We start from the raw sequence: 23357 nt of genomic DNA on the forward strand, positions 1-23357 counted from the left end.
CCGAATTTCCCTGCATTTCGCGTGACTTCCTTACTGTGTTAGCAATATTTTTACAGGATTTGGCAAAAAATTGTCTAATTTTTTACAAAAAAAATGTTTTGCAAAAAGCAGTTGTTGCGAAATTTTCTTAGGCCCTGCGATAATGCCTTTGCACACTTGTGCTGTCTGGGGAGGCGCGGAGGAGGCGTATCCCCAAACCAATCTAACGGGAGGATATCAATGTCCAAGAGCAACCTGACTCGTCGTGGTCTGCTGAAAACCAGCGCCGTCGCTGGTGCCGGCGTCGCGCTACCGACAATCTTTACCGCCTCGTCGGCGGCCGCCTACACCAACGAACCCACCGGGTCGACGGTCACGCTGGGCTTTAACGTGCCGCAATCTGGCCCCTATGCCGATGAAGGCGCCGACGAATTGCGCGCCTATGAACTGGCTGTCGAACACCTGAACGGTGAAGGCGACGGTGGCATGATGGGCACCTTTTCGTCGAAGGCGCTGCAAGGCAACGGCATCCTCGGCAAGAAGGTCGAGTTTGTCACAGGCGACACGCAAACCAAATCCGACGCCGCCCGCGCCTCGGCCAAGTCGATGATCGAAAAAGACGGTGCTGTGATGATCACAGGCGGCTCGTCCTCGGGTGTGGCCGTCGCCGTTCAGGCGCTGTGCCAAGAGGCCGGCATCATCTTCATGTCCGGCTTGACCCACTCGAACGACACCACGGGTAAAGACAAGCGCGCCAACGGCTTCCGCCACTTCTTTAACTCGTATATGTCGGGTGCCGCTTTAGCCCCCGTGCTTGAGAAGATGTATGGCTCGGACCGCAAAGCCTATCACCTGACCGCCGACTATAACTGGGGCTACACCACCGAAGAGGCGATCAAATCGTCGACCGAGGCGATGGGCTGGGAAACCGTGAACACGGTCAAAACCCCGCTGACGCAGACCGACTTCAGCTCGTATATCGCGCCGGTTCTGCAATCGGGTGCGGACGTTCTGGTTCTCAACCACTACGGCGGCAACATGGTCAACTCGCTGACCAACGCGGTTCAGTTCGGCCTGCGTGACAAAGAAGTGAACGGCAAGAACTTCGAAATCGTCGTTCCGCTGTATTCGCGTCTGATGGCGAAAGGGGCCGGTGCGAACGTCAAGGGCATCTTTGGGTCCACCAACTGGCACTGGTCGCTGACCGATGAAGGCTCGAAGGCGTTCGTCAAATCCTTCGGCACCAAATACGGCTTCCCGCCCAGCCAGGCCGCGCACACCTGCTATGTGCAGACCATGCTGTATGCCGACGCGGTTCAGCGTGCGGGATCCTTCGCGCCCTGCGCTGTGGCCGAGGCGCTGGAAGGTTTCGAGTTCGACGGTTTGGGCAACGGCCCGACGCTGTATCGCGCCGAAGATCACCAGTGCTTCAAGGACGTGCTTGTCGTGAAAGGGAAAGAGAACCCCACCTCGGAGTTCGACCTTCTGGAAATCGTCGAAGTGACGCCCGCCGAGCAGGTCACCTACGCGCCCGACCACCCGCAGTTTGCGGGCGGTGCCTTGGGCAACTGCAACAACGGCGCATAAGCCAATGTAGCAGTGCGGGATGGGCCATGCGTCCATCCCGCCACTTTGCCACGGCGGCATCACGCCTGTGGCTTCTCCACCATAAAAAATCCGCAAAGGTGGGACCGGACCCATGGACGCAATTATTCTTCAAATCCTGAACGGCCTGGACAAGGGATCGGCATACGCCCTGATCGCTTTGGGCCTGACATTGATCTTCGGCACGCTTGGCGTGGTCAACTTTGCCCACGGCGCGCTTTTCATGATCGGGGCTTTCTGCGCCGTCACCCTCAGCCGCATCCTGACTTGGAGCTACACCGTCATCGACGAGACCAAAACCGATTTTCTTGGCAATCCACTGAAAGTCGAAGTTCCATATGTGCACGGCCTGTTCGGCCAAGCGACGGGGGACGCCATCATCGACTGGGCTGTTCCGCTGTCGATCCTGTTCTCGATCCCGATCATGCTGTTCGTCGGGTACGCGATGGAACGCGGCCTGATCAAACACTTCTACAAGCGTCCGCATGCAGATCAGATCCTTGTCACCTTCGGTCTGGCAATCGTCTTGCAGGAAATCATCAAGTATTTCTACGGTGCCAATCCCATCCCCACCCCCGCCCCCGAGGTCTTTACCGGATCGTTCGATTTCGGTGCCATGGTCGGGTTTGAGGCCAACCAGATCATCTATCCCTACTGGCGGCTTGTGTATTTCGGGTTTGCGGCTGTGATCATCGGTGCGGTCTTTGCCTTCTTGCAGTTCACAACGTTCGGGATGGTCGTCCGGGCCGGGATGGCCGACCGCGAAACCGTCGGGCTGTTGGGCATCAATATCGACAAGCGCTTTACCATCATGTTCGGGATCGCCGCCGCCGTAGCCGGTGTGGCCGGGGTGATGTATGCGCCGATCAACTCTCCCAACTATCACATGGGCATGGATTTCCTCGTGCTCAGCTTCGTGGTGGTGGTTGTTGGTGGCATGGGCAGCTTGCCGGGGGCTGTTCTGGCGGGATTCCTGCTGGGCATTCTGGAAAGCTTTGCCTCGATGTCGGCCGTGATCGACCTGCTGCCCGGCATCAACCAGATCATCATCTATCTGGTGGCCATCATAATTTTGCTGACACGTCCCCGTGGCCTGATGGGCCGCAAGGGCGTGATGGAGGACTAAGCCCATGTTGGGACTGGAAAAGAAAGACATCCGGATTCTGCTGATCGTGGCGGTGCTGACACTGTTTGCCCCGTTCATCCTAAATCCGTTTCCCGCCGGCAGCGGCTGGGCGCAATTTAACGCGGGCTACCCCGACCTGATGCAGCGCTTTGTGATCTTCGGGATCTTCGCCATCGGTTTCAACATCCTGTTCGGCCTGACCGGATACCTTAGCTTTGGCCACGCCGCCTTTCTGGGGATCGGCAGTTACTCGGCCGTTTGGATGTTCAAACTGCTCAGCATGAATGTGCTGCCTGCCATTGCGCTTGCCGTCATCACCTCGGGCCTGTTTGCCTTGCTGATCGGCTATATCTCGTTGCGGCGCTCTGGCATTTACTTTTCGATCCTCACGCTGGCCTTTGCCCAGATGACCTATGCCTTGGCCTATTCGGTTCTGACCCCGATCACCGGGGGCGAAACAGGCCTGCAACTGGCGCTGGATGACCCACGGGTTCTCGATGGGGCCAGCACGGGCAGCAATATACCTGTGCCCGGAATTTTCGGACTGGAAATGCGCTCGAACTCGCAGCTTGAGATGGGCGATTGGGTGTTCAACCTGTCGACCGGGTATTACTTCAGCGGCATCATTATGCTGCTGGCCTTCTACCTGTCGATCCGCATTTTCCGGTCGCCCTTTGGTATGATGCTGCGGGCGATCAAATCCAACCAACAGCGCCTGAACTACACCGGGTTGAACGCCCGCCCCTACACGTTGGCGGCCTTCATGATCTCGGGCATGTATGCCGGTTTGGCCGGTGGCCTGATGGCCGCGATGGACCCGCTGGCCGGGGCCGAGCGGATGTTCTGGACCGCCTCGGGTGAAGTTGTCTTGATGACCATTCTAGGCGGTGCCGGCACGTTGATCGGCCCTGTTCTGGGCGCGGGCCTGATCAAGTACATGGAAAACATCCTGTCCAAGATCAACTCGGACATCCTGCACACCTGGTTTGCGTTCCTGCCCGATGGCCTTGAGGATTTCGTCGTCAGCATGGTCTACCCCTTCATCGGTAAGGGCTGGCACCTGACGCTTGGCCTGATGTTCATGGCTGTGGTGATCTTTTTGCCCGGTGGATTGGTCGAAGCCGGTCAGCGTATCTCGCGGATTTTCAAACGCAAGAAAACTGACGAGACCTCGAAGAAATCCACCACCACCGAACCTGCGGAATAAGGAGAGCCACAAATGGGCATTCTTGAAGTCAAGGACGTGAACAAGCGCTTCGGTGGTCTGCAAGCCTTGGGCAACGTGAACCTTAGCGTCGAAGAAAACAGCTGTCATGCCATCATCGGCCCGAACGGCGCTGGCAAATCGACCTTGCTGAACTGTCTTGTGGGCAAGCTGATCCCCGATACCGGCAGCGTCATGTTTGACGGGCAGTCGGTCTTGGGGCGCAAACCCTACGAGATCAATCAAATGGGCATTTCCCGCGTGTTTCAGACGCCCGAAATTTTCGGCGATCTAAGCGTGCTGGAAAACATGATGATCCCGATCTTTGCCCGACGCGACGGCGCGTTTCGGATGCATGCGGTGGAATCCACCAGCACCGAAAAAGCGATTTTGGAGCAGGCGGAACACATGCTGGACAGCCTGAACATGGCCGACAAACGCCACATGCATTCCGCCTCGATGAGCCGGGGTGACAAGCGGCGCCTTGAAATCGGCATGTGCCTTGCGCAAAATCCACGGCTTTTGCTGTTGGACGAACCCACTGCCGGTATGGCGCGGGCCGACACCAACAACACCATCGACCTGCTCAAGCAGATCAAGGATGAGCGCGACATCACCATCGCCATCATCGAACACGACATGCATGTTGTCTTTAGTCTGGCGGAACGCATCACCGTTCTGGCACAGGGGACACCGCTGGTCGAAGACACGCCCGAAAAGATCAAGGGCCACCCCAAGGTGCGCGAAGCCTATCTTGGCGAATCCGCGTAACAAGGAGAATACGAGATGAACGTCAAACCCGACTTCTCGAAGGGCAAAAACTACGCCGAGACCGCCCCGGCCTTTCTGTCGATCTGGGATATGCAATCCTATTACGGCGAAAGCTATATCGTGCAGAACATCAGCTTCAACGTGCACGAGGGGGAAATCCTGGCCCTTCTGGGCCGCAACGGCGCGGGAAAAACCACCACGCTACGCTCCATCGCGCGGATGGACAGCCCACAGGTCACGCATGGCGAGATTTGGCTGGATCACCAGCCGCTTCACAATATGAAAAGCCACGAAGCTGCCTGCGTCGGGATCGGCCTTGTTCCCGAGGATCGTTGCATCATTCCCGGCCTCACGGTCGAGGAAAACCTGCAACTGGCGCAAATCGCTCCGCCAATCGGCTGGTCGCTTGAGCGTCTGTACGATCTGTTCCCGCGTCTTGCCGAACGCCGCAAACAAGACGGCACCACCCTGTCGGGCGGCGAACAGCAAATGCTGGCCGTGGCCCGCGCCCTTGCGCGCGACATCAAGGTACTTTTGCTTGATGAGCCCTACGAGGGTCTTGCCCCGGTGATCGTCGATGAAATCGAGAAAACCCTGCGCGTCATTAAAGAACAGGGCATGACAACCATTCTGGTCGAACAGAATGCCGTGCGCGCCCTTGAACTGGCAGACCGGGCCGTGATCCTTGATACCGGATCAATCGTATTTGACGGCTCGGCTGCTGAAGTTCTGGAAAACGAGGAACTCCGCGCCGAATATCTGGCGATTTAAATCGCCGATCACGATGGCGGTGGCGGCTTAAACAGGTGCCACCGCCCGCATAGCATGCAATAAATTCAAGAACGCAAAGGTCAGATATGTCCGATAAATCCTACCCCCCTTCCGCCGATTTTGCAGCCAACGCCCATGTCGACGCCGACCGCTACAATGAGATGTATCAGGCGTCGATCAGCGACCCTGAGGGGTTTTGGGCCGAACACGGCAAGCGCGTCGATTGGATGACGCCCTTCACCAAGGTGAAAAACGTCAGTTTCGATCCGGGCAATGTCGCGATCAAGTGGTTCGAGGACGGCACACTGAACGTCGCGGCAAACTGCATCGACCGTCACCTTGAAACGCGCGGCGACCAAACCGCCATCATCTGGGAACCCGACGAGCCGGGCGACCCGGCCCAGCACATCACCTACCGCCAGTTGCACGAGAACGTCTGCAAGATGGCCAATGTATTCAAGAACCTTGGCGTCGGCAAAGGTGATCGTGTGGTCATTTACCTGCCGATGATCCCCGAAGCGGCCTATGCCATGCTGGCCTGCGCGCGGATCGGGGCGATTCATTCGATTGTTTTTGCGGGCTTTTCCCCGGATGCCCTTGGCGCACGGATCAACGGCTGCGACGCCAAGCTGGTGATCACCGCCGACACCGCCCCGCGCGGTGGCCGCAAGACCAAGCTGAAAGACAACGTGAACCAAGCGCTTTTGCATGACGTTGACGATGTGAAATGCCTTGTCGTCAAACGCACCGGCGATCAGATCGCGTGGCGCTCGGAAGGCGATTTCTGGCTGCACGAAGAGTTGGACAAGGTCGACGGCGATTGCCCGCCTGAAGAAATGAACGCCGAAGATCCGCTGTTCGTCCTCTACACCTCGGGCTCGACGGGGCAGCCCAAGGGCGTTGTGCATACATCGGGCGGCTATCTTGTGTGGGCGTCGATGACCCATGAGATCAGCTTTGATTACCACGAAGGCGATATCTTCTGGTGTACGGCAGATGTCGGCTGGGTCACCGGGCACAGCTATATCGTCTACGGCCCCTTGGCCAATGGCGCGACCACGCTGATGTTCGAAGGCGTGCCCACCTATCCCGATGCAGGACGGTTCTGGGCGGTCTGTGAAAAGCACAAGGTCAACCAGTTCTACACCGCACCAACGGCGATCCGCGCGCTGATGGGGCAAGGCACCGAGTTTGTCGAGAAATACGACCTGAGCGATCTGAAAGTGTTGGGCACCGTCGGTGAGCCGATCAACCCCGAGGCATGGAACTGGTATAACGACGTCGTCGGCAAGGGCAATTGCCCGATCGTTGACACATGGTGGCAGACCGAGACCGGCGGTCACATGATGACCCCCCTACCCGGTGCCCATGCCACCAAACCCGGCGCGGCGATGAAGCCGTTCTTTGGCGTGCAGCCGGTGGTTCTTGAACCCACATCGGGCGACGAAATCCACGATTATCCGACCGAAGGCGTCTTGTGCATCAAGGACAGCTGGCCGGGCCAGATGCGCACCGTTTGGGGCGATCATGAACGCTTCGAGAAAACCTATTTCTCGGATTACAAAGGCTACTATTTCGCCGGCGACGGCTGCCGCCGGGACGAGGATGGCGATTTCTGGATCACCGGCCGTGTCGATGACGTGATCAACGTGTCCGGCCACCGCATGGGCACAGCCGAGGTGGAAAGCGCGTTGGTGGCCCATGCCAAGGTCGCCGAGGCGGCGGTTGTGGGCTATCCGCACGACATCAAGGGGCAAGGCATCTATTGCTACGTCACCCTGATGACAGGCGAAGAGCCAAGCGACGAGCTGCGCAAGGAACTGCGCACTTGGGTCCGCACCGAGATCGGGCCGATCGCTGCGCCTGACCTGATCCAGTGGGCACCGGGCCTTCCGAAAACCCGCTCGGGCAAAATCATGCGCCGCATCCTGCGCAAAATCGCCGAAAACGACTTTGGCAGCCTTGGCGACACCTCGACCTTGGCCGACCCCAGTGTGGTGGACGACCTGATCGAAAACCGCATGAACCGCGGATAACCTCCGCGCCAAGCCTAAAAAATATCACCCCGCAGGGCTTGGGCCGTGCGGGGTGTTTTCGTTCCGAACCAACGCTTTGGTCCATCAATCTGGACAAACTGACGACCGCGTGGCGTCGGCCTGAAACGCAAGGATGCAACAGCGTCTGTGCCGTGTTACCCTATGTCATGCATTTATTAGAATGCGACAGATAAGGAGGCCTTTATTATGCGTAAATTTCTTACGATCGCCGCACTCACCGGCAGCATGGCGCTGGCGGGCTGCGTCAGCGAAAATCAGGAACGTCAGGTGACCGGCGCAGTCATCGGGGGCGGGCTTGGCCTGATGACGGCCAAGGTTCTTGGCGCCGATAACGACTGGGTGGTTGTCTCCACACTGGCCGGTGCCGCGGCTGGCGCGCTGGTTGCGAAGAACCAGCAAACCGGACAATGCGCCTATGCCCGAGGCGACGGCACGTATTACAGTGCGCCTTGTCCTTGATCTGACGTCAGTTGGGCGGCGCACATAGCGCCGCCCCTCAGCCGCGCCCGCGATAGGGCGCAACGCCCTGATCGGGAATCCAGACACCCTCGGGCATCGGGCCCGTCTGATAGAATACGTCAATCGGGATACCGCCACGCGGATACCAATAGCCGCCAATGCGCAGCCATTGCGGGTCTAGAAACTCGGCCAAACGGCGCGCGATGGTGATGGTGCAATCCTCGTGAAAGGCACCGTGATTGCGGAAACTGCCCAAGAACAGCTTGAGCGATTTGCTTTCCACCAGCCATTCGCCGGGCACGTAATCTATTACCAGATGCGCGAAATCCGGCTGCCCTGTCATCGGGCAGAGCGATGTAAATTCCGGTGCCACAAAGCGCACGTTATAGGCCACCTCGGCCTGCGGGTTTTTCACCCGTTCCAGCACCGCCTCTTCCGGGTGTTGCGGCAAATCCGACGCACCACCCAACTGCTTGAGGTCTTTATAGATATTCTCGCTCATCGGCTTTCTCCGTCAAACACCGCGTTTGTTGCCCCACAGCGTCACGTGCAATTGCGGCAGCACGCGCGCTTGATACCATTTGTCCTGCATAACCCGGTCCACCAGCCAGCGCATCCGCGCATCCACTCCGACCTGATCGACGGTCGCGCTGTCATCTCCCGGCGGGGGCGGCGTATGGTTGCCCGGCTGCAAAAACAGCGGCAATTGCGGATAACGCCCGGCCACATCGCGCGCCCATTGGTAATCGGCCTCATCAAAGATCACGATCTTGAGGACCATGTCAGCGCCCTGCCCTGCAGCCAAACAGGCGTCAAACGCATCCCAATCCACTTGCATCTTGCTTGACGGCGGCTTGGGGCTTAGCACAAGCATATCCAAGTCCGAGAACCAGCCCTGCGCAACCGACCCTTGGGTTTCCAAGGCAAAGCCATAGCCCTGTGCGTGCCCAAGGCGGATCACCTCGGCCAAGGGCTGAATGGCCGGGTTACCCCCAGAGAGAGACACAAGCAGCGGCTGCCCACCCGATAGCCGGGCGACCTCGTCCATGATGTCTTGGGCGGTCATGGGCGTCCATGTTGCGCGATACGCTGAATCGACCGCGTGCAGGCTATCGCACCAGTCGCAGCGATAGTCGCAGCCGCCGGTGCGCACGAACACCGTCGGCACCCCGATCAGCGCGCCTTCACCCTGAATGGTCGGGCCGAATATCTCGGACACGCGGATGAGACTGGCCTCGCTCATGGCCGGTATTCGGCCCATGTCTTGGGGGTCTCGCTGACCTTGACCGCCGAAACCTCGGGCCAGCGCGCGGCGCACCAATCATAAAAATGCTTGGCCATGCGTTCCGCGGTCACACCGTCATCGCCCAGAATGTCATTCAGGTGACGGTGATCCAGCTCATCGTCGATATAGCGTTTGAACGCGCCCAGATCGAGGTAGTCGCGCACAAACCCATGCGCGTTCAGCTCCGCCGCGCGCATTTCGACCACAACGATGTAATTATGGCCGTGCAGGCGCGCGCATTGGTGGTCGTCCGGCAATCCGAACAACTGATGCGAGGCGGAAAAATGGAATTCTTTGGTGATCGTATACATTCAGCGGCCCTCCACCACACTGCGCCAATAGTCGGGATCGGCATACACCGTCGGGTCATCCACCCCGGCCAGATGAAACGCCTCGCGCCGCTCAACACAGGTTCCACAGCGCCCGCAATGCAGATCGCCGCCCTTGTAACAGGACCATGTGTCGGCAAAGGGCGTATTATGCCGCGCGCCCTCGGTCACGATGTCAGCCTTCGAGATGGTGACAAACGGTGTGTACAGATCCACCTTGGCCACCCCGTCAAGCGCCTTGGTTTCCATGGCCTGAAAGGCGTCGATGAAATCGGGGCGGCAATCGGGATAGATGAAATGATCACCCCCATGCACAGCCGCCGCGATCGCACTGGCCCCTTGCGCCGCCGCCATACCAAAGCCAACGGCCAGCATGATGGCGTTGCGGTTGGGCACCACGGTGATGCGCATCGTGTCCTCTTGGTAGTGCCCGTCTGGCACATCCACATCATCGGTCAACGCCGATCCGGACAGCGCCGCGCCCACGCTGCGCAGATCAACCACGTGATGCGCCACATCCAAGCGCTGTGCACAGGCTGCCGCAAAATCCAGTTCTTTCGCGTGACGCTGACCATAATCAAACGACAGCAAAGCCGTCAGATCGCGTTCAGCCGCGACTTTATGGGCAAGCGATACGGAATCCAGCCCGCCCGAGCAGATAACAATAGTCTTCATATGTCTTGTCCTTGTTTTGAGCGGGTAGGCTGCGACCGCATGGGGCGCATCTAGGCCTTTCGCGACCAAATGGCAAGAACACGCCCTTGGATCACCCCATGATCCGGGCCATAACAGGTATATGGAGATTTCCGACCTTGCCTTTGAACATGCCCCGATTGGACTGGCCGTTTTGGAAAAACGGATCATCCGGCATTGTAATCGGCAATTCGCAGCCACGTTCGGCGGGCAAACATCGGATTTTAGCGATGTCCCGCTTGCGCGCTATTATCCATCCATCGAAGATTACAGCCGGATCGGCGAACGCGCCTTGGCGGCAATGCGCGCCACCGGGCGTTACAGCGACGAACGGATCATGAAACGCAGCAACGGCACGCTTTTCTGGTGCCGTGCGCGCGGACAATCGCTCACCCCCGACGATCCGTTTCAGCGCGGGGTCTGGTCCTTTACCGACTTGTCCGATGAACGCCCGCTGGTCGAACTGACCCACCGCGAACGCGAGGTTGCGATTCTGACCTGCCGGGGCCTGACCTCAAAGGAAATCGGCCTTGAACTGGGGCTGAGCTATCGCACCATCGAAGTCTATCGCGCCCGCCTGCTAGAGAAGTTTCAGGCGCGCAAACTGGCCGAACTGGTGGCCAAACTGTCGGGCATGCCGCTCTAGACTTGACCTCGGGGCGCTTTTCCGGCTTTTCCCCCTCGAAATTAAGGGCCATATCCCCCATGTTGTGAGGGGAATGCCCGCTTTTCTATGCTCCAAGCTTGCCCTATAAGCGGCAAAAACCAGTGAAACGCGTTGGCGCAGGCAAGCCATCGCAAGCGGTCGAGGAACCCGATGCCGAATAAAAACCATGAAACGGATGTGGCCTTTATCAAGGCGCTGGCCGAATTGCTGAATGACAACGATCTGACCGAACTTCAGGTCAAACGCGACTACGGCGAAAACGACAGTCTGAATGTCCGCGTCAGTCGGCAAAAAGAAATTGTCACGCAGATGCAAGCGGCCCCGGCGCCGGCGGCACAAATGGCCGCCCCCGCGCCTGCCGCTGCGGCCCCGGCGCCGGCGGCACAAATGGCCGCCCCCGCGCCTGCCGCTGCGGCCCCAGCCCCCGTCGAAACGGCCGAAGACCCCGCCAGCCATCCCGGCGCGGTCACCTCTCCGATGGTGGGCACCGTCTATACGCAGGCCGAGCCCGGCGCGCCCGCATTCGTCAGTGTTGGCGACAGCGTCGCCGAGGGTGACACGCTGCTGATCATCGAAGCGATGAAAACAATGAACCATATCCCCGCGACGCGGGCTGGCACCGTCAAACGCATCTTGGTCGAAGATGGCGCGGCGGTCGAGTATGGCGCACCTTTGATGATCATCGAATAAGGACAGGCTGATGTTCGACAAGATCCTCATCGCCAACAGGGGCGAAATTGCCCTGCGGGTGATCCGTGCGGCGCGCGAAATGGGCATCCAAAGCGTTGCGGTGCATTCCACGGCCGATGCCGATGCCATGCATGTGCGCATGGCCGACGAGTCGGTTTGCATCGGCCCGCCGCCTGCGACCGACAGCTATCTGTCCATTCCCGCGATCATCGCAGCCTGCGAGGTCACGGGCGCACAGGCGATCCACCCCGGCTATGGGTTCTTGTCGGAAAATGCCAATTTTGTTCAGATCGTCGAAGATCATGACCTGAAGTTTATCGGACCAACCGCCGAGCATATTCGTATCATGGGCGACAAGATCACCGCCAAGGATACGATGAAAAACCTAGGTGTGCCCTGTGTTCCCGGCTCGGATGGGGGCGTGGCGACACTGGACGCCGCCCGAAAACTTGGGGACGACATCGGCTACCCAGTGATCATCAAGGCCACCGCTGGCGGCGGCGGGCGTGGTATGAAAGTGGCCAATTCCCCGGCCGAGATGGAACATGCCTTCATGACCGCGCGGTCAGAAGGCAAGGCCGCGTTCGGCAATGACGAAGTCTATATCGAAAAGTATCTGCAAAAGCCGCGCCATATCGAAATTCAGGTGTTCGGCGATGGCAAGGGCCGCGCGGTGCACTTGGGCGAACGCGATTGTTCGCTGCAACGCCGGCATCAGAAGGTCTTTGAAGAGGCCCCCGGCCCAAGCATCACCGAAGAGGAACGCGCACGCATTGGCGCGACCTGCGCCGAGGCTGTGGCGGCCATCAACTATGCCGGGGCTGGCACAATCGAGTTTCTCTACGAAGATGGTGAGTTTTACTTCATCGAAATGAACACCCGCCTGCAGGTGGAACACCCGGTGACCGAGGCGATTTTCGGGGTTGATCTGGTGCAAGAGCAAATCCGAGTGGCCGAAGGCCACCCGATGTCCTTCACCCAAGAAGATCTGAAAATCAACGGTCACGCGATCGAGGTGCGCATCAACGCCGAGAGGCTGCCGGATTTTGCACCGCGCCCCGGTAAGATCACCCAATTTCATGCGCCCGGTGGCTTGGGCGTGCGCATGGATTCGGCGCTGTATGACGGCTATACAATCCCGCCTTACTACGATTCGTTAATCGGGAAGTTGATCGTGCATGCCCCAGACCGGCACAGCGCTTTGACGCGCTTGAACCGGGCCTTGGGGGAATTGATCGTCGATGGTGTGGAAACCACCGTGCCGCTGTTCCATGCGCTGCTGCAGGAACCCGATATCCAATCTGGCAATTACTCCATTCACTGGTTGGAAAAATGGCTGGCTGCCAATCTTGAGCAAGGTGACTGACGCTTAATTCCGGTCCGGATCATTCTTTGGCATCAGCATAAAGCTGCCGCGGCTTTTTGATCCGTTTTGGTAATAGTCGGATAACCCCAGCCTGCCGTCGTCGTGCAGTCGCCCCCAATCGATTCAATCCAGATCGAACCCGGCATCACGGGATGCCATGGCAATCGCCCCGTGACTGGGAATAAGGCGCGTCGCGGTTGCCCCGTGTATCGGGCGGCGGGGTTTTTCCAAGGCCATGATCGGATCGTGGGTGGTCGCAAAAAGCCCATCACCGATCACAAGACGCGGATGCAAAGCCATGATTGCGTGGAACCAATCGTGTAACGGCGCAGCACCTTCCAGCACGTCGAACAGAACGACCACATCATATCTGCGCCCGGCATGCGCTTCGGCAATGATTTCCGCCAACACATCGGCACTGCGCAGATCAATCCTTTCGCGCAGCCCGATATCCGGCAAGCGCGAAAACCGCTCAACCAATGCGCTGCAAGGCTCAACCCCCACCACTTGCAAGGCCCCTGCCGCCGCAAAACTGTAGCACCAGCGCCCATCCTCGGCCCCCAATAGCAAAACCGTAGAATCCGCGATCACGTGCCGAAACCCATCGACCAACATCGCGTGCCGCGCCTGCATGCGATTGGCCATCATGTTGATGTCGCTTTCAAAAAATCCGTTTGGGGTTTGATCTTGAACTGTCATTTCCTTTGCCCCTTTCCTGCAACGGTCTTGCAGGCTTAGCACGGCTAGGGCTACTGAGGGATTAACGCCCGCGCCCCACCTTTGAAAAAGTATCCTGCATATAAATGACGCTGCCCTCGCTACAGATCACCCCCGACCTTTTGCTCAAGGCCTATTCGGCCGGTGTGTTCCCCATGTCCGAGCATCGCGATGACCCAGAAATTTTCTGGGTCGATCCACGCCGCAGGGGTATCCTGCCCTTGAATGGATTTCATATCTCGCGGTCCTTGGCCCGGCGCATGCGCCGAGGCGGCTATACGGTCACTCTGAACGCTGATTTCAGCGGCGTTCTTGATGGCTGCGCCGATCGGCCAGACACGTGGATCAATTGTGAAATCAGACGTTTATACCTTGATCTTCATGCCTTGGGGCACGCCCACTCGATCGAGGTGTCAAAAGATGGCGTCTTGATCGGAGGGGTGTATGGTGTGGCACTCGGCGCGGCTTTTTTTGGCGAAAGCATGTTTTCAAGGCGCACCGACGCGTCAAAGCTGGCATTGGCCCACCTTACAGATCACCTGCGGCGCTGTGGCTTTACCCTGTTTGATACGCAGTTCATCACACCGCATCTGGCCAGTCTGGGTGGCGTCGAAATCAGCCGGTCTGAGTATCATGAACTTTTGTCAAAAGCCTTGGAAAAGACCGCCTCGATTACATCCAGACCGCTTGAAAACGATCCTCATTCGGTCGTGCAGCGCAATACCCAAACATCATAGCGGGGGTGCTCCATGGCGCTCAGCGCCGGGGATGAGGCGATCATCCACCCTTTGAAAATCGGATCGGTTCCGTTGCTGTCTTGAATGGTCAGAAATGCAAAGGCATCACCGGCAAGGTCGTCCGCAGGGTAGCGGCATTCGCTCAAGATCACCGTCAGCCGACCCAATTCCGTCTTTTCGCCGTTGGCCAGCACCATGTCCACTGAGGTGCCGTTCAATTTGTCCAACCCGCGCAACACTGCGCCAGTGCCGACAACGACGTCTTGCGCCATGCTGGCCGCCGGCAAAAAAAGTCCGAGCAACAGGCACAGCGAGCGCAGGTTCATTCGGCCGTCCCCTCGTCATCACCGGCGACAAACTTCATCAACAATGACACAAGGCTGATCGACCCCTGAGTGAACTCAATCTCATCCCCTGCCGCGAAAGAAAACGGTGATCCGCCGGGCAGAATTTCAACAAAGTTGCCCCCCAACAGACCTTCGGAACTGATGGCAACAGCGCTATCGTCGGGCACTTCGATGCCGTCGGTGACAGTAAATGTGGTGTCCGCGCGATAGGTCGCCGGATCAAGTTCGATCCCCGTGACCCGGCCCACTTTGACACCAGCCATCCGTACATCCGTGCCGACATCGACGCCATCCGCGCTGCGGAAACTGGCGCTCAGAGGATATTCCGTGCTGCCACCGGAAAACCCCGTCACTTGCCCGGCGTAAACCAGAAACCCAATGGCCACGGCCAATACGGCGCCGCCTACAACAACTTCGGTGGTGCTTTCAGACATCTGTCTTGCGCCCTTATTCGGGTGTCCATGCCTCGTAGTCGCGGCGCTCTGCGGGGGCTTCGCGCCGGATCGAGCCTGCGGGCGCATAGGCCAAGGCCGTGCCCGTCAGGTTTTCTTCGTGCGGTTTTTCCCACGGCTTGTGGGCCAAGGGCGTTTCTGACGGCAGCTCATCAAAGGTGTGATGCAACCAGCCATGCCAATCCGGGCTGACCCGGCTTGCCTCGGCCTCGCCGTTGTAAATCACCCAGCGACGGTCACCCTCACGGGATCGGTAAAAAATATTGCCCTGCTCGTCTTCGCCAACTTTCACACCTTTGCGCCACGTATAAAATTGTGTGTTGAGCGTTTGCCCATTCCACCACGTAACAGAGCGAAGAAGCGTATTGAGAATGCCCATTGGGAACCTCCGGTAAAACCTTGTTCTGATATGGCCCAAATGCGCCAGAAGGTCCAGTGTCGGTTTGCGCCTCATCCCGATCAGCGCGCCCCCGCGTAAAAAAGGCCCGCTGAACCAGCGGGCCTTATGCGTCGGGAGGTCACAACGCGTTCACCCGGCGCTGGTGCCTTCTTTTTTCTGATCCGCGTAGATCATCAGCGGTGCGGCATCTGACGTTGCCGCCTCTTCGTTGACAACCACTTCTTCCACATCGTCTTGGCCCGGCAATTCAAACATCGTGTCCAGCAAGATATCTTCGAGGATCGACCGCAGGCCGCGCGCGCCGGTCTTACGTTCGATGGCCCGTTTCGCGATGGCCTGCAGGGCATCATCGGTAAAGGTCAATTGCGCGTCTTCCAGTTCAAACAAACGCTGATACTGCTTGATCAAAGCGTTCTTGGGCTGCGTGAGGATCGTTACCAACGCGTCTTCGTCCAGATCTTCCAGCGTCGCGATGACAGGCAAACGCCCCACAAACTCGGGAATCAGGCCAAACTTCAACAAGTCCTCAGGTTCAAGATCTGTAAAGATCTCGCCGATCCCGCGCGCTTCATCATCGCGGACATCCGCGCCAAAGCCCATTGCACTGCCTTTGCCACGCTGCGCGATGATCCTGTCCAGACCGGCGAATGCACCGCCGCAGATGAACAGGATATTCGTTGTATCCACCTGAAGGAATTCTTGTTGCGGATGCTTGCGCCCGCCCTGCGGCGGCACTGCGGCAACAGTGCCTTCCATCAGCTTGAGCAACGCTTGCTGCACGCCTTCGCCCGACACGTCACGGGTGATTGACGGGTTTTCGGATTTCCGCGTGATCTTATCGACCTCGTCGATATACACGATCCCGCGCTGTGCGCGTTCAACATTGTATTCACTGGCCTGAAGCAGCTTGAGGATGATGTTTTCAACATCTTCCCCCACATAACCTGCCTCGGTCAATGTGGTTGCATCCGCCATGGTAAACGGCACATCCAGAATTCGGGCAAGTGTCTGCGCCAGCAATGTCTTGCCGCAGCCTGTCGGCCCAATCAGCAAGATATTCGACTTTTGAAGTTCGATATCGCTTTTGCCTGAATTGTTCAGGCGTTTGTAGTGATTGTGAACCGCAACCGACAGCACGCGTTTCGCAGTGGCCTGCCCGATCACGTAATCGTCCAGAACATTGCAGATATCGCGCGGTGTTGGCACGCCTTCGCTGGATTTCAGCCCGGCGCTTTTGGTTTCTTCGCGGATGATGTCCATGCACAGCTCGACGCATTCGTCGCAGATGAACACCGTGGGGCCCGCGATCAGCTTACGCACCTCGTGCTGGCTTTTGCCGCAGAAGCTGCAGTAAAGTGTATTCTTGCTGTCGCTGCCATTGTTGTTCGACATTCCGTACCTTTCGGGCGGTGCCCAGCAATTGATCGACAGTTCAGTGCCGATCTCATGGTCGTTTCGAGCCAGCTTAAAACAGGTGACAAGTCACCACAATGTCAAAATGGGCGCCGCGATTTCAACCGCGGCGCGCTGACCCGTTAGCCTTTCTCGTCGTCCGTTTTCGCACGGTTTTCGACGATCTCGTCAATCAGGCCCCAGTCTTTGGCGTCTTCAGGCGACATGAAGTTATCGCGCTCCAAAGCATCTTCGACTTTTTCAAGGGTTTGACCTGTATGACGCACGTAAATTTCATTCAAGCGCCGCTTCAACTTCAGGGTTTCTTCGGCGTGGATCATGATATCCGTGGCCTGACCCTGATAGCCGCCTGATGGCTGGTGCACCATGATTCGGCTATTGGGCAAAGAAAAGCGCATTCCATGTGCCCCTGCGGTCAACAGCAGCGACCCCATCGACGCCGCCTGCCCGATCACCAATGTGCTGACCTTCGGCTTGATGTATTGCATCGTGTCATAGATCGACAGACCACTGGTGACGACGCCACCGGGGCTGTTGATATACATGCTGATTTCCTTGCTTGGGTTTTCAGCTTCCAAGTGCAGCAACTGCGCCACGATCAGGCTGGACATGCCATCATGCACCGGACCGTTCACAAAGATAATCCGCTCCTTCAACAGGCGCGAGAAGATGTCATAGGCGCGCTCCCCCCGGCTGGTCTGCTCGACCACCATCGGGACAAGGGTATTCATATAAGTCTCATAAGGGTCTGTCATGTTCGCCTGCCTATTGGGGAAGTTTCGGTGTTTACCGCTCAGGTGCTAAGGGAGTCTTAGTCTTGCGCCCCGACCCCTGCAAGGGGAAGACGTATTGTTTTAGTCATGATCTCGCCCTTGAAGGGGCCTCTGCCCGTCCTAGGCTTGCGTCATGGAAAACGCTTTCGGCCCTCTCCCGGCAACACGCATCGCGGCGTTGGAGCACTTGCAAAGGTTTGTGCCCAAGGCAGGCCGCGACTACGCGCGCCTGCGTAACTATGATTTGGGACCGGGCGGGCACGCTCATGTCTCCATGCTGTCCCCCTACCTGCGTCACCGGCTTGTCACCGAAGAAGAGGTCTTGCGCAGCGTTTTAGCCCGCCACACGGCCGCCGGCGCCGAAAAATTCATCCAAGAAGTGTTTTGGCGGAGCTATTGGAAGGGCTGGCTTGAGATGCGGCCCGAGGTTTGGGCAGATTACCAAGCCGGGCTGCACGCGGCGATCAATCGTACAAAATCCGAATCCGGCTTGCGGCAGTGCTGGTCAGATGCCTGTCACGGCCAAACCGGACTAACCGCTTTCGATCACTGGGCGCAGGAGTTGATGCAAACCGGCTATCTGCACAATCACGCGCGCCTGTGGTTCGCGTCAATCTGGATCTTCACGCTGAAATTGCCGTGGGAGTTGGGGGCAGATTTTTTCCTGCGCCATCTTCTGGATGGCGATCCGGCCTCCAACACCTTGGGCTGGCGGTGGGTGGCGGGCCTGCAAACCAAAGGCAAAACCTATCTCGCCCGCCCCGATAACATCGCACAGTTTACCGAGCGTCGGTTTCAGCCGTCTGGGCTGGCCACACATGCCCCGGCGCTGTCCGGCCCGGACCATCCACCGCGCCGTCCATTGCCCGGCCCGTCCACTTGGCCCAAAGATAAACGCACGGGCCTTTTACTTCACGAAGACGACCTCAGCCCCGGCTTCTTGTTCGATGCCGGCCTGTCGCCGGTATCGGTGGCCGGCCTGCAAACGTCAGCGCATCGCTCGCCCTTGGCTGTATCGGATCTGGTGCAGGGGTTCACACGGGACGCACTGAACGACGCGGCACAGCGTTGGCAATCGCGCAGCGGCAATAATGGCGGGGTCCACGACACGGTCACAACGCTGGTCACATGGGCCCGGTCAAACACCTTACGGCAAATCGTGACCCCCTACGCCCCCACAGGCCCCGCCGCCGAAGGCTTGAACGATCTTGAGGAGGCGCTGCACCAGCACGACATCACTCTGATCCGTCCGATGCGCGATTATGACAGCCGCGCGTGGCCGCATGCCACGCATGGGTTTTTCCGGTTCAAGGAAAAAATCCCACAGCTTCTGGCCGCCATGGGGCTGTAAAATTTGCTTCAGCGGCCATCATAGCCTTTTTTCTGGGCCTGATAGAGCCGGGCATAAAGTCCGTCCTTGGCCAGCAACTCTGCGTGGCGGCCGTCTTCAATCAAAGCCCCCGCTTCCAACACAAAGATCCGGTCCGCATCTGCGATGGACGACAACCGGTGGGCCACAACGATTGTAGTTCTGCCTTTGGTCAAACGATCCAACGCCGATTTGATCCGCTCTTCGGTGGCTTGATCCAAAGCGCTTGTCGCCTCGTCCAGCAACAAAATCGGCGCATCGCGCAAGAACGCGCGCGCGATGGCAATGCGTTGCTTTTGCCCGCCCGACAGCTGCGCGCCCTTCGGTCCCACGGTGGCACCGCCGCGCGCACGGATCAGGTCTGCAATTTCAGCAGCCTCTGCTGCGCGCCAGACTTCTTCATCGCTGGCCTCTGGTTTGACGTAGCGAATGTTTTCCCAGATCGAATTGTTGAAAATCACGATATCTTGGGCAACAACCGAAAAACTCTCGCGCAAGGATCTGACTTTCAGGTCGCAGATAGACTGCCCTGCAATCGAAATCTTGCCGCCCTGCACATCATAAAGGCGCGACAGCAGTGACAGAATTGTCGTTTTGCCCGATCCAGTGGCCCCGACGATGGCCGACATTTTGCCGCCCTCGAATGTCATATCAAGGCCCCGGAACAAAGGCTGATCCGCACTGTAAGAAAAGCGCACGTCGCTCAGCACGATATCGCCGGCGACATCAAATTCATCGACCGCGCCGGGCACGTCCTGAATCGAGGGCACCTCATCATAGATGCTGCGGATCCTGTCCAGAACGACCAGTTGCGATTGCAGCTGTCCAAAGAACTGGGCCAACAATCGCGCAGGATCAAAGACCATGACCATCCCCAAAAGGAACGTGATAATGCCCGCCCCATCGACATCGAAATCGGGGCTCAGCACCATGTAGCCCCCGCCGCCGATCACCAGCACGTAAACAAAAGCCGAACTCAGGTCGATTGTCGGCATCACCAAGGCCTGCGTGACCTGTAGCCGTGCACTGATTTCGCGCAGGTGGCGGGTACCCGCCTTCAGGCGCCCGGCCTCCATATGTTCCTGGCTGGCGATCTTGACCGTGCGCATCCCGTTCACGGTTTCCTCGATCCCGTTCATATATTCGGCCATCGCATGTTCAACCTGGCCTTGGGTCTCTTTGACCCTGTCGGACACGTAATTCATCACCCAAATGATGAACGGCAAGACAACGACGGCGGTGCCAAACAAGATGGGGTTTTTCCAAATCAAATAGCCAGAAACGATCAAAACCGTCACCGCATCGCGAACGGCGTTGGCCAGTTGCACACCGACAAAGCCACCGATCGATTGCGTCTGCCCAACCAGACGCTGCAAAATCTGGCCCGAGCGTGTGCGCTCGAAATAGGCCAGATCCAACGCCATCAAGTGGTCGATCATGTCGCTGCGCATGTCGTGTACGGCGGCATTGCTGACCCGGATTGCCACAATCGGCACCAAAAACGACATCAGCCCACGCAAGGCAAACAGCCCAAAGACAATGATGCAGACAATCACCAGATCACGCACCGCCCCGGATTCAAAAATGACCCGCAGGCCGCTTTCGGTCATCGCCAAAAACTGTTGATAAACAAACCCCTGCACCAAGATCATCATCAGGATCAACAGCAACCATTTGACCCGGTGACGCAGGTAACGCGTCCAGAACCAACGCAGGTTCTCGCGGTCCCGGATCGAAAACAACGGGCCTTTCACATGCGCCGCGGTTTCGTATCCGGCGGGAATCTCCGATCCGCCTGCCGACTTGGCAGTGCCTTGCGTCTGCCCGGATGCTTGCGCTGTGTCGGACGTCTGTTCGGTCTTGTCGCTCATGCGCTTCATGCGCTCCTGTTTAACCACTCGGGGCCGCTATACGCGCTTTGCCCGAAAAGGTCAGCCCCCGGTTTTGCCGGGGCCCGAATGACCGCACGACAATAACCAGCGGCACAACGACAAACCCCCGACAAACTGCCGGGGGTTTGAACGGGTGTATAGTCCGGTCGACCTTAACCAAACATGTCCTCGGTGATCCCCGCGTACCATCCCAAAGATTCTTCATACGTGGCTTTGCGCAGGGCCGAATCCTCTCCGGTCTGGCTGATGAATCCATCGACCTTTGCGATCTTTTCATCGGTCGCCTGATACGATGCGCCCACTTTCACGCCGTCATCGGTGTTGATCAAACTCCAGCACGTGTTGGAAAATTTCGCCGGGAACACCCGCGAGCCTGTCAGCGCACCCCGGATTGCCATCACAGCGACCTTGGCCTGACTGTTGGCGGAATATCCCGATTTCGGCATGTCGCCTTGATTGGTCGAATCCCCCAGAACATGGATATTTTCATCCATCCGGCTTTGCATCGTGGCGGGCACCACGGGGGCCCAATTGCCTTCTGTAATGCCGGCCATCTCGCAGATGCGGCCCGCTTTTTGCGCCGGAATTACGTTACAAACGTCAACGTTTTCCACCACCCCATCGATATCAAGGTTCATTTCGTCGGGGTTGACGCTAACATTGCCCCCCCCAAAGTCCGGGCCGATCCAGTCGATCATGCCGCCATAGTGCTTTTGCCAGCCCTCTTGGAACAACGCCATTTTCGAGAACTTGGCCTTTGGGTCGGCGATCAGGATCTTGGCCGTGGGGTTAATCTCTTTCAGCAGATGCGCCACCATGCTGACCCGCTCATAGGGGCCCGGCGGGCAACGATAGGGATTGGGCGGCGCGACCATCGCATAAAGCCCACCCTCTGGCATCGCCTCGATCTGGGCCTTCAGCAATTCGGTCTGGCTGCCCGCCTTGTAGGCATGCGGCATCTTGTTTTGCGCGGCAACACTCCAGCCCGGCACGGCATCGTCCACAAAATCAATGCCGGGGCTCAGGATCAACCGATCATAAGGCAGCACAGCGCCACCTGCCAAGCTCACGGTCTTGGCGTCGCGGTCAATTCCAACGGCCCAGTCATGCACCACGTTCACGCCAAAATCGCTGGCCAAGGTGCCATAGCTATGGCCAATCGAACTCAGATCGCGGAAACCGCCGATATAAAGGTTCGAGAAAAAACACGTGTAATAGGCGCGGGTTGGCTCAACCAATGTCACGTCGATTGCGCCGTCACTGTCCTTGGCGGCATAGCGCGCAGCGGTCGCACCACCGGCGCCGCCGCCCACAACCACGACACGTGGCTTGCCTTGCGCCCCCAGCATCGGGGCAGATAGCACTGTCGCAGCGGCGGCACCTGTGCCGATAAAGGCTCTTCTGTTCAAAGTCATTTTAGTCTCCTCCCTTCAAAACGCCCGGTTGGCCCGGAGCTACTCAATCTCAGCGAAATACGCGGCGAGGGCCGCGATTTCCTCGTCACTCAACCGCCCGGCCATCATTTGCATGACAGGGTGCGGCCTGAGCTTGCGCTTGTAGGCATGCATCGCGACGATAAAATCTTCTTCCGGCCAATTGGTAATCGACGGAATCCCATCGTCATTTCCATCGGCCTGATGACAGGTCTTGCATTCGCTGGACAGATACTCGCCATAGGCCGGATCACCTGCCAGTGCCAAGACCTCGTCGGGCAGGTCAACTTCGGGCGGCAGCGCGGTTGGGTCGGCCTCAGGTATGTTCTGTGGATTGTCCGAATAAATCCTGAGATACGCCAGAACATCCGCGCGGTCCTGCGGTTTCTTGATCCCGCGAAAGCTCATCCGCGTGCCACTGACCAATGCCTTGGGGTTTTCAATATAGGCGTCCAACGTGTCCAGATGCCATTCCAGCCCGTCATTCCCGGCCCGTTCCAGCCCCTTGGAATACCTGTAGTCCCCGCCGACGGATCCGGCGCGGCGGCCGAAAATCCCGTTCAGATGTGGCCCGATCGCATTTTCTGCTCCACGCCCCACCTGATGGCAGCCCGAGCATTGGTTGAACACCTCTTTGCCGCGTTCGGCATTACCGATCTCTTCGGCCATGACCGGCCAACCGATCACCGCAAAAATACACGCGAAAACGACGCGGCCTTTGGTCATTGGTCCTCCTCCCGAAAGGTCCAAAACCAGCTTAGCCGGTTCATCAGCTCAAGGCAAAGAAAACAGGGCCACCCGATGGGGTGGCCCTGCAACCTT

At 58.2% G+C, this 23357-nt stretch carries 25 protein-coding genes; 12 read left to right on the top strand and 13 right to left on the bottom strand.

The genetic code is table 11. The features are described from left to right. The first annotated feature begins 219 nt into the window (after nucleotides 1–219). The 7 genes from HAT86_RS07005 to HAT86_RS07035 all read left to right on the top strand — a co-directional run bounded on the left by HAT86_RS07005 (nucleotide 220) and on the right by HAT86_RS07035 (nucleotide 7972). The gene (locus HAT86_RS07005; protein WP_167194971.1) at nucleotides 220–1566 is read left to right on the top strand and encodes a substrate-binding protein; all 1347 of its coding nucleotides are present in this window, start codon (nucleotides 220–222) and stop codon (nucleotides 1564–1566) included. 112 nt (nucleotides 1567–1678) lie between these two features. After that, on the top strand, nucleotides 1679–2710 hold the full coding sequence (locus HAT86_RS07010; protein WP_167194974.1) for a branched-chain amino acid ABC transporter permease: 1032 nt from the start codon (nucleotides 1679–1681) through the stop codon (nucleotides 2708–2710). A 4-nt stretch (nucleotides 2711–2714) separates the two neighbouring features. Beyond that, nucleotides 2715–3917 carry a branched-chain amino acid ABC transporter permease gene (locus HAT86_RS07015; RefSeq protein WP_167194977.1) on the top strand — a complete coding sequence of 401 codons (1203 nt, stop codon included), beginning with the start codon at nucleotides 2715–2717 and terminating at the stop codon, nucleotides 3915–3917. Between the two features lie 12 nt (nucleotides 3918–3929). Then, nucleotides 3930–4685, top strand: coding sequence for an ABC transporter ATP-binding protein (locus HAT86_RS07020; protein WP_167194980.1), 756 nt, complete (start codon nucleotides 3930–3932; stop codon nucleotides 4683–4685). Between the two features lie 15 nt (nucleotides 4686–4700). Further along, nucleotides 4701–5456 (top strand): ABC transporter ATP-binding protein, encoded by a 756-nt coding sequence (locus HAT86_RS07025; protein ID WP_167194984.1) that lies wholly within the window; start codon nucleotides 4701–4703, stop codon nucleotides 5454–5456. A gap of 86 nt (nucleotides 5457–5542) precedes the next feature. Then, nucleotides 5543–7492 (top strand): acetate--CoA ligase, encoded by a 1950-nt coding sequence (gene acs / locus HAT86_RS07030; protein WP_167194987.1) that lies wholly within the window; start codon nucleotides 5543–5545, stop codon nucleotides 7490–7492. A gap of 207 nt (nucleotides 7493–7699) precedes the next feature. Beyond that, on the top strand, nucleotides 7700–7972 hold the full coding sequence (locus tag HAT86_RS07035; RefSeq protein ID WP_167194990.1) for a glucose-6-phosphate isomerase: 273 nt from the start codon (nucleotides 7700–7702) through the stop codon (nucleotides 7970–7972). 37 nt (nucleotides 7973–8009) lie between these two features. Here HAT86_RS07035 and queF read toward each other — a convergent pair whose 3' ends face one another. From queF to queC, 4 genes are read right to left on the bottom strand one after another with little or no spacing between them, the layout of a single operon-like run. Next, nucleotides 8010–8474, bottom strand: a complete 465-nt coding sequence (queF, locus tag HAT86_RS07040) for a preQ(1) synthase (RefSeq protein WP_167194992.1) — start codon at nucleotides 8472–8474, stop codon at nucleotides 8010–8012. Nucleotides 8475–8486: 12 nt separating this feature from the next. Then, nucleotides 8487–9215 (bottom strand): 7-carboxy-7-deazaguanine synthase QueE, encoded by a 729-nt coding sequence (gene queE, locus HAT86_RS07045; RefSeq protein ID WP_196780541.1) that lies wholly within the window; start codon nucleotides 9213–9215, stop codon nucleotides 8487–8489. Beyond that, a complete protein-coding gene (gene queD, locus HAT86_RS07050; RefSeq protein WP_167194997.1) occupies nucleotides 9212–9568 on the bottom strand; it encodes a 6-carboxytetrahydropterin synthase QueD in 357 nt (118 codons plus the stop codon). The genes queE and queD overlap by 4 nt, the downstream gene beginning before the upstream one ends. After that, on the bottom strand, nucleotides 9569–10261 hold the full coding sequence (gene queC, locus HAT86_RS07055) for a 7-cyano-7-deazaguanine synthase QueC (protein ID WP_167195000.1): 693 nt from the start codon (nucleotides 10259–10261) through the stop codon (nucleotides 9569–9571). It lies immediately after the preceding gene. 127 nt (nucleotides 10262–10388) lie between these two features. Between queC and HAT86_RS07060 the strand changes: the two genes are divergently transcribed. The 3 genes from HAT86_RS07060 (at nucleotide 10389) to accC (ending at nucleotide 13002) form a co-directional block, all read left to right on the top strand. Continuing rightward, nucleotides 10389–10925 carry a LuxR C-terminal-related transcriptional regulator gene (locus HAT86_RS07060; protein ID WP_167195178.1) on the top strand — a complete coding sequence of 179 codons (537 nt, stop codon included), beginning with the start codon at nucleotides 10389–10391 and terminating at the stop codon, nucleotides 10923–10925. Between the two features lie 171 nt (nucleotides 10926–11096). Beyond that, on the top strand, nucleotides 11097–11636 hold the full coding sequence (gene accB / locus HAT86_RS07065) for an acetyl-CoA carboxylase biotin carboxyl carrier protein (protein WP_167195003.1): 540 nt from the start codon (nucleotides 11097–11099) through the stop codon (nucleotides 11634–11636). Nucleotides 11637–11646: 10 nt separating this feature from the next. Beyond that, on the top strand, nucleotides 11647–13002 hold the full coding sequence (accC, locus tag HAT86_RS07070; protein WP_167195006.1) for an acetyl-CoA carboxylase biotin carboxylase subunit: 1356 nt from the start codon (nucleotides 11647–11649) through the stop codon (nucleotides 13000–13002). 123 nt (nucleotides 13003–13125) lie between these two features. Here the strand turns inward: accC and HAT86_RS07075 are convergent, their stop codons facing one another. Next, entirely contained in the window at nucleotides 13126–13701 is a 576-nt protein-coding gene (locus HAT86_RS07075; RefSeq protein WP_167195009.1) for a methyltransferase domain-containing protein, read from the bottom strand. A gap of 104 nt (nucleotides 13702–13805) precedes the next feature. On the opposite strand from HAT86_RS07075, the gene aat reads away from it, so the two are divergent. Next, entirely contained in the window at nucleotides 13806–14456 is a 651-nt protein-coding gene (gene aat, locus HAT86_RS07080) for a leucyl/phenylalanyl-tRNA--protein transferase (protein ID WP_167195012.1), read from the top strand. Here the strand turns inward: aat and HAT86_RS07085 are convergent. The 5 genes from HAT86_RS07085 to HAT86_RS07105 form a co-directional block, all read right to left on the bottom strand. Further along, nucleotides 14420–14776, bottom strand: coding sequence for a DUF2155 domain-containing protein (locus HAT86_RS07085; RefSeq protein WP_167195181.1), 357 nt, complete (start codon nucleotides 14774–14776; stop codon nucleotides 14420–14422). The two genes, aat and HAT86_RS07085, sit on opposite strands and share 37 nt — an antisense overlap. A gap of 2 nt (nucleotides 14777–14778) precedes the next feature. Further along, nucleotides 14779–15237, bottom strand: coding sequence for an outer membrane lipid asymmetry maintenance protein MlaD (gene mlaD / locus HAT86_RS07090; RefSeq protein ID WP_167195015.1), 459 nt, complete (start codon nucleotides 15235–15237; stop codon nucleotides 14779–14781). A gap of 13 nt (nucleotides 15238–15250) precedes the next feature. After that, nucleotides 15251–15634, bottom strand: coding sequence for an NADH:ubiquinone oxidoreductase subunit NDUFA12 (locus HAT86_RS07095; protein ID WP_167195019.1), 384 nt, complete (start codon nucleotides 15632–15634; stop codon nucleotides 15251–15253). A 150-nt stretch (nucleotides 15635–15784) separates the two neighbouring features. Beyond that, entirely contained in the window at nucleotides 15785–17047 is a 1263-nt protein-coding gene (clpX, locus tag HAT86_RS07100) for an ATP-dependent Clp protease ATP-binding subunit ClpX (RefSeq protein ID WP_167195022.1), read from the bottom strand. A gap of 143 nt (nucleotides 17048–17190) precedes the next feature. After that, on the bottom strand, nucleotides 17191–17823 hold the full coding sequence (locus HAT86_RS07105; protein WP_167195025.1) for an ATP-dependent Clp protease proteolytic subunit: 633 nt from the start codon (nucleotides 17821–17823) through the stop codon (nucleotides 17191–17193). 151 nt (nucleotides 17824–17974) lie between these two features. Here HAT86_RS07105 and HAT86_RS07110 point away from each other — a divergent pair, with 151 nt between their 5' ends. Further along, on the top strand, nucleotides 17975–19192 hold the full coding sequence (locus HAT86_RS07110; protein ID WP_167195028.1) for an FAD-binding domain-containing protein: 1218 nt from the start codon (nucleotides 17975–17977) through the stop codon (nucleotides 19190–19192). Nucleotides 19193–19200: 8 nt separating this feature from the next. On the opposite strand, the gene HAT86_RS07115 is transcribed toward HAT86_RS07110, so the two are convergent. From HAT86_RS07115 to HAT86_RS07125, 3 genes are all read right to left on the bottom strand, one after another. After that, nucleotides 19201–21081, bottom strand: coding sequence for an ABC transporter ATP-binding protein (locus HAT86_RS07115; RefSeq protein ID WP_167195031.1), 1881 nt, complete (start codon nucleotides 21079–21081; stop codon nucleotides 19201–19203). Nucleotides 21082–21254: 173 nt separating this feature from the next. After that, nucleotides 21255–22517, bottom strand: coding sequence for an FCSD flavin-binding domain-containing protein (locus HAT86_RS07120; RefSeq protein ID WP_167195034.1), 1263 nt, complete (start codon nucleotides 22515–22517; stop codon nucleotides 21255–21257). Nucleotides 22518–22556: 39 nt separating this feature from the next. Next, nucleotides 22557–23261, bottom strand: a complete 705-nt coding sequence (locus HAT86_RS07125; protein WP_167195037.1) for a c-type cytochrome — start codon at nucleotides 23259–23261, stop codon at nucleotides 22557–22559. Between the last annotated feature and the right edge of the window lie 96 nt (nucleotides 23262–23357).

The sequence above is a fragment of the Roseovarius gahaiensis genome (assembly GCF_011601345.1).
GTDB lineage: Bacteria > Pseudomonadota > Alphaproteobacteria > Rhodobacterales > Rhodobacteraceae > Roseovarius > Roseovarius gahaiensis.

Excerpts from the sequence above, each read along its gene's own strand:
- acs (WP_167194987.1), top strand. The coding sequence starts at position 5,543 with ATGTCCGATAAATCCTACCCCCCTTCCGCCGATTTTGCAGCCAACGCC.
- HAT86_RS07005 (WP_167194971.1), top strand. The coding sequence starts at position 220 with ATGTCCAAGAGCAACCTGACTCGTCGTGGTCTGCTGAAAACCAGCGCC.
- aat (WP_167195012.1), top strand. The coding sequence starts at position 13,806 with ATGACGCTGCCCTCGCTACAGATCACCCCCGACCTTTTGCTCAAGGCC.
- HAT86_RS07125 (WP_167195037.1), bottom strand. The coding sequence starts at position 23,261 with ATGACCAAAGGCCGCGTCGTTTTCGCGTGTATTTTTGCGGTGATCGGT.
- HAT86_RS07115 (WP_167195031.1), bottom strand. The coding sequence starts at position 21,081 with ATGAGCGACAAGACCGAACAGACGTCCGACACAGCGCAAGCATCCGGG.
- HAT86_RS07110 (WP_167195028.1), top strand. The coding sequence starts at position 17,975 with ATGGAAAACGCTTTCGGCCCTCTCCCGGCAACACGCATCGCGGCGTTG.
- mlaD (WP_167195015.1), bottom strand. The coding sequence starts at position 15,237 with ATGTCTGAAAGCACCACCGAAGTTGTTGTAGGCGGCGCCGTATTGGCC.
- HAT86_RS07095 (WP_167195019.1), bottom strand. The coding sequence starts at position 15,634 with ATGGGCATTCTCAATACGCTTCTTCGCTCTGTTACGTGGTGGAATGGG.
- accB (WP_167195003.1), top strand. The coding sequence starts at position 11,097 with ATGCCGAATAAAAACCATGAAACGGATGTGGCCTTTATCAAGGCGCTG.
- HAT86_RS07120 (WP_167195034.1), bottom strand. The coding sequence starts at position 22,517 with ATGACTTTGAACAGAAGAGCCTTTATCGGCACAGGTGCCGCCGCTGCG.
- clpX (WP_167195022.1), bottom strand. The coding sequence starts at position 17,047 with ATGTCGAACAACAATGGCAGCGACAGCAAGAATACACTTTACTGCAGC.
- queF (WP_167194992.1), bottom strand. The coding sequence starts at position 8,474 with ATGAGCGAGAATATCTATAAAGACCTCAAGCAGTTGGGTGGTGCGTCG.
- HAT86_RS07010 (WP_167194974.1), top strand. The coding sequence starts at position 1,679 with ATGGACGCAATTATTCTTCAAATCCTGAACGGCCTGGACAAGGGATCG.
- HAT86_RS07105 (WP_167195025.1), bottom strand. The coding sequence starts at position 17,823 with ATGACAGACCCTTATGAGACTTATATGAATACCCTTGTCCCGATGGTG.
- HAT86_RS07075 (WP_167195009.1), bottom strand. The coding sequence starts at position 13,701 with ATGACAGTTCAAGATCAAACCCCAAACGGATTTTTTGAAAGCGACATC.
- HAT86_RS07035 (WP_167194990.1), top strand. The coding sequence starts at position 7,700 with ATGCGTAAATTTCTTACGATCGCCGCACTCACCGGCAGCATGGCGCTG.
- HAT86_RS07015 (WP_167194977.1), top strand. The coding sequence starts at position 2,715 with ATGTTGGGACTGGAAAAGAAAGACATCCGGATTCTGCTGATCGTGGCG.
- queC (WP_167195000.1), bottom strand. The coding sequence starts at position 10,261 with ATGAAGACTATTGTTATCTGCTCGGGCGGGCTGGATTCCGTATCGCTT.
- queD (WP_167194997.1), bottom strand. The coding sequence starts at position 9,568 with ATGTATACGATCACCAAAGAATTCCATTTTTCCGCCTCGCATCAGTTG.
- accC (WP_167195006.1), top strand. The coding sequence starts at position 11,647 with ATGTTCGACAAGATCCTCATCGCCAACAGGGGCGAAATTGCCCTGCGG.
- HAT86_RS07025 (WP_167194984.1), top strand. The coding sequence starts at position 4,701 with ATGAACGTCAAACCCGACTTCTCGAAGGGCAAAAACTACGCCGAGACC.
- HAT86_RS07020 (WP_167194980.1), top strand. The coding sequence starts at position 3,930 with ATGGGCATTCTTGAAGTCAAGGACGTGAACAAGCGCTTCGGTGGTCTG.
- queE (WP_196780541.1), bottom strand. The coding sequence starts at position 9,215 with ATGAGCGAGGCCAGTCTCATCCGCGTGTCCGAGATATTCGGCCCGACC.